Source organism: Nesterenkonia sedimenti, assembly GCF_012641515.1.
GTDB lineage: Bacteria > Actinomycetota > Actinomycetes > Actinomycetales > Micrococcaceae > Nesterenkonia > Nesterenkonia sedimenti.
Genome location: NZ_JABAHY010000061.1, coordinates 1 through 352 on the forward strand (window position 1 = coordinate 1; position 352 = coordinate 352).

At 57.1% G+C, this 352-nt stretch carries 1 pseudogene; it reads right to left on the reverse strand.

The window, feature by feature from the left end:
- Positions 1–330, reverse strand: a pseudogene (locus tag HGQ17_RS14935) (group II intron reverse transcriptase/maturase); the annotation flags it as partial.
- Positions 331–352 lie beyond the last annotated feature (22 nt).

Sequence of the window (352 nt, forward strand, 5' to 3'; positions counted from 1 at the left end):
GATCTTGTGTTCACGCACAGGCTGGGGCACATACTGCCTGGTCTTCACTTGTTGGCGTAGATCAGACAGCATCACCATGGCCTGATCCCCCAGCAGGGATCGCGGAGCGATCCCATCGACACCAGGGGTCCGGCCACCCTTATTGCCCCGCACCCGGTCCCATGCTGCCAGCATGAAACTAGGGTCATAGACAAGGTTGAACAGATCATCAAAGACACCAGCTGGATCAGCTTGTGCCCAACGGTGCAGCTTGTCCTGCATCCTAAGTACCCGGGACCAGGCCGCATCCACGGCTTCTGATCCCAGCACACCGGTATTCACTGGTGTCATTCTCCTTTACATACAGCACCAG